Source organism: Rhodococcus sp. EPR-147 (assembly GCF_001647185.1).
Classification (GTDB): domain Bacteria; phylum Actinomycetota; class Actinomycetes; order Mycobacteriales; family Mycobacteriaceae; genus Rhodococcoides.
The window spans coordinates 1-3,952 of the sequence record NZ_LVCU01000343.1; the positions used below are offsets into that span (position 1 = coordinate 1).

The following is a 3,952-nucleotide window of genomic DNA, read 5'->3' on the forward strand; positions in this document are numbered from 1 at the left end:
GCGCATCACTCAGTTCGTCGCTGCTCTGCGACAGAACCCCTCGACCCACCCCGAGAGCGGAGCCAGTTGCTCGACCATTCCCGGCGCGTTCGATCCCGACAACCCGCCGCCGTTCGACGCCAGCGAGCCAGGACCGGACGCGGTGCCCCTCGAGGAAGACCCGGCCCTCGACAGTGCGCCAGCGCCGATGGGGGAGGGGAGTCGATGACCGTGCACGGCCAGGCCGACGATGCCCAGATCGACGATGCACAGAACGACAGTGCACAGAATGACGCCGCGGAAACGGGACCCAGATCCAGGCCCAGGGCACTGCTCATCGGCTTGGCGGTGACAGCTCTCGTCCTGTCCGGCGTCCTCATCGGCGTACTGCTCACACCGGACAGCGCACGAGTGGCCGTACCGGCATCGAATTCGGTGGATGTGGGTTTCGCGCAGGACATGTCGGTCCATCACAACCAGGCGATCGAGATGTCGGCGATGGCGTTGGGACGCTCGACGGATCCGGTCATCCGGACCCTCGCCTTCGACGTGTTGACCTCGCAGCAGAGCCAAGTCGGCACGATGCAAGGCTGGTTGACACTGTGGGACAGGCCATATCTGCCCGACGGCCCGACGATGACGTGGATGACCGGGGCCAGCTCGACAGGGGGTCACCCGATGGACATGAGCGCGTCCGCGAACGACAGCGGACAGGACGCGACGTCGATGCCCGGCATGGCCAGTACCGCCGAGCTGACGGCACTTCGCCGGATGAACGCCGAAGAATTCGACGGCCGGTATCTACAACTGCTCCGCCGCCACCATCGTGGGGGAATCCCGATGGCAGAGCAGGGAGCAGCGAACGCGACAGTTCCCGCTGTCGCCGCGCTCGCGGGCTCGATCGCCTCCGCGCAAACCGCCGAGGTCGGTCAGATCGATGTCCTGCTGAGCGCACACGGGGTCTCACCGTTGCCGGAGAGCTGACGCCGATATCTAAATACTATGTTGCATAGTAATAACGATTGGGATGACCCCCATGACCGGCATCGGCACGCATGAAAAGGCGTCGAATCGTCGAGTTACTGTGCAAAGCACTCACTTTCGACGCCGAATCGATAGGCGAAACAGCGACGAATGCAGTCGAGAGTGTGACAGAAGGGGCTTGTGGTGTCGATGGGATCACGCAACACTGACCCACGGCCGACACGGCATCCACTGCGATCGTGACCGGCATTCAACGAGAAGGGTGGGGTGACCACGTGAACAACGCGGGAAAGACGACGCCGAGCGGCGGGCGACGTCGCGCATGCCGAGGTGCGCGGACATACGTGATCGTCGGTGCCGCACTCGGTGCGGTGTTCCTGCACGCCCCGGTAGCCGAAGCGAATCCGGGTCAACCGGCCGTGGAGTCCGGGGACGAGGTCGAAGGTCAGCAGACCGCCGACGCCGTCAGCCGGTTGATCCGCCTGGCCGATCGGGCCGCGACAATCGGTACCGATCCGATCGCGGTGGCAGACCTCGCAGCCTTCGCATCCTCGACGTGGGCCGCCGCCCAGGCCGGCGGCGTCATCGCGGACACCGCCGGCCCGGTGTCCGCGTCGGCAGGATGCATCGTCGACGCCATCGCCCGTGGAGTCTCGAATGCCCCGGCGCAGTCCCTGTCCTGCCTGGCCCCGTTGGCGACTCTCGACCCACTCCTGGCCCTTCGTATCGCCGCATCGCTCCAGGTCGACGCCCTCGACCCCGCAGTCCCGCATGACGGCGACCGAGGTGGGGAACAGGATCCGGTGACGGGCAACACCGGCCGCGATTCGCCCGTGCCCGGCACCACCGACACCCCTCCCGCATCCGAGACGACCGCGCCCGAAGATTCTGTTCCTGATGCAGCACAGCAGCGCGGTTCCACGTCCGGTGGCTCGGCCACCTCCCGAGGTACTGCGTCTGCTGTCGCACCCAGCAGCGGACTGGTCACCTCGAATTTCGGCACCCGAAGCGGGACACAACACGGCGGTGTCGACATCGCCGACTCACTGGGCTCACCGATCGTCGCCGCGGCCGATGGAACGGTCATCAGCGCCGGGCCCGCACAGGGCTTCGGGCTGTGGGTTCGGATCAGACACGACGATGGATCGATCACCACCTACGGGCACAACAACGGAAATTCGGTCACGGTGGGTCAGCGCGTCCGTAAGGGCGATCGGATTGCAGAGGTCGGGAACCGCGGTAACTCGACGGGTCCGCATCTGCATTTCGAGGCGACTTCTCCCGCGGGACAGAAGGTCGATCCGCAAGCCTGGCTCGGTGAGCGTGGAGCCAGAATCGGGGTGGGCACACGTGCGCGATGAATGCGCCCGATCAGGCCCTTGCCAGTAAGCGCGATCAGGCGATGAGCTCGCGGCAGTCCCCGAGCGCGGGACGGCCGCGACAGCTCAGGTCCGTTGACTGGTCTCGCTACCGATCTTTTTCAGAAAGTCGTTGTAGGCGTTGAGTTCGCTGTACCCGTCTTCTTCGGCGTGCCGGTCCGCGGCAGCCGATTCCTCCTTTTCGTCCCGGTTCCACCGAATGCAGAAGATGAGCACCACCAGCAGGGCCACCGGCTCACCGTAGGACCACGCAAGCGCCCCGGCGAGCTTCTGATCGGATACCGGATCGACACCCCACTGCGGGGGAGGGGAGGCGAACGTGGCGAGCATGGGGGTGCTCGACATCATCAGGATGACACCGAAGAACACATGCAACGGCATCTCGACGAACAGGTCGAACAACCGGCCCAGATTGCTCTGCCGAACGGGGAGGGGGCCGACGGCGAGCACAGGGATGATGAACAGCAGCCCGCTGGCGAAGAAGAAGATCTCCATCGATACGTGCCCGATGACTGTGATGGCGAGAACATCGAAGATCGACGACAGATACAGCCCGTAATAGCTGAAGAGGAACAACGGGATCGTCAGACCTGGATGTAGTGCGATGCGCCCGGCGCGGCTACGCAACCCCGTCAGCGCCGCGATCAGTACCCACCGCCCGGCTCCGTGATGAGCGGTGGCACGCAACAGAAGTCGTCCGGGCGAACCCACCACCAACAACGGTGGGATGGTCATCGACAACGTCAGATGCTGGAACATGAAGACGCTGAACAGGCTGTATCCGTAGCGTTCGACCTGCAGTCCGGTCACCAGGACCAGCGCCGCGCAGCCGAGCAGAAAACTCGCACTCCGCCACCGTGACCATGCGATACCCCGGCCGCGGATCCGGTAGAGCCCCCAGCAGTACAGTCCGGCCATGACGATGCCGGCGATCGGCAGGATCGGGAGCGGCGGAAGATCGAAGCTCAGCAACGCTGCCAGGGTCGGCGGGCCTTCCGGGGGAGTTACGGCGGCGATGTTCATCGGGCCCCTGTCATTGCTTGTCCTTGCCTCGGATCACCAACGTCAGGGCGATGGCAGCGAGACCGAGGACAGTCAGGCCCACGATGGAGAGCAGCATCATGGTGTTCTGTTTCGGTGGCCGGTCCTCGCTGGCGGACGGGTTGTTCGGATCGTAGGCCTGCGTCGGCGTGGTCGAGGGAGCCGGCGAGGTCGCACCGCCCTGCGATTGCTGTGCAGCAGCGTCCGGGCGGGTGGCGGTCTCCGCGACGTCGACCGAAAAGCCGTACGACCCGGTGATCGGGTGCCCGTCCGCGGAGGTGACGCGGTAGCCGACGGTGTACTGCCCGTTGGGTAGGCCGTCCTCGAGCAGGACCGATACGTCGGGGCCCTCGACCGTGGCCGTACCCTGCGTCCACTGAGTATCGCCAGGACCTACCACGCTGATGGTCGCGAACGATTCGTTGATGTCCTGATTGAACTTGAGGCCGACGCCGATCGGTGCGAACTCGAGCGTCACATCGGCCGGGGGGTCGGAGCTGACGAGTTCACTGTGCGCCGATGCCGGGGCCGCGGAGAACAGTGCTGTGCCGCACATGAGCACGGCGACC

General features: G+C 65.3%; 4 protein-coding genes and 1 pseudogene. 3 read left to right on the forward strand and 2 right to left on the reverse strand.

Annotated features, from left to right (window positions below; genetic code table 11):
- The 3 genes and pseudogenes from A2J02_RS15700 to A2J02_RS15710 form a co-directional block, all read left to right on the forward strand.
- A pseudogene (locus A2J02_RS15700) lies at positions 1-208 on the forward strand (DUF3105 domain-containing protein); the annotation flags it as partial.
- Positions 205-963 (forward strand): DUF305 domain-containing protein, encoded by a 759-nt coding sequence (locus tag A2J02_RS15705; protein WP_008720482.1) that lies wholly within the window; start codon positions 205-207, stop codon positions 961-963. The pseudogene A2J02_RS15700 and the gene A2J02_RS15705, both read left to right, overlap by 4 nt.
- 239 nt (positions 964-1,202) lie before the next feature.
- Positions 1,203-2,324, forward strand: coding sequence for a M23 family metallopeptidase (locus A2J02_RS15710; RefSeq protein WP_230558228.1), 1,122 nt, complete (start codon positions 1,203-1,205; stop codon positions 2,322-2,324).
- 84 nt (positions 2,325-2,408) lie between these two features.
- On the opposite strand, the gene A2J02_RS15715 is transcribed toward A2J02_RS15710, so the two are convergent.
- Positions 2,409-3,365, reverse strand: coding sequence for a cytochrome c oxidase assembly protein (locus tag A2J02_RS15715; protein WP_008720478.1), 957 nt, complete (start codon positions 3,363-3,365; stop codon positions 2,409-2,411).
- Positions 3,366-3,375: 10 nt separating this feature from the next.
- A partial coding sequence (locus tag A2J02_RS15720) for a copper resistance CopC family protein (RefSeq protein WP_068051067.1) occupies positions 3,376-3,952 on the reverse strand: 577 nt, incomplete at its 5' end.

Bases quoted from the DNA above. Each gene is read 5' to 3' on its own strand.
- A2J02_RS15705 (WP_008720482.1), top strand. From the start codon at position 205: ATGACCGTGCACGGCCAGGCCGACGATGCCCAGATCGACGATGCACAG.
- A2J02_RS15715 (WP_008720478.1), bottom strand. From the start codon at position 3,365: ATGAACATCGCCGCCGTAACTCCCCCGGAAGGCCCGCCGACCCTGGCA.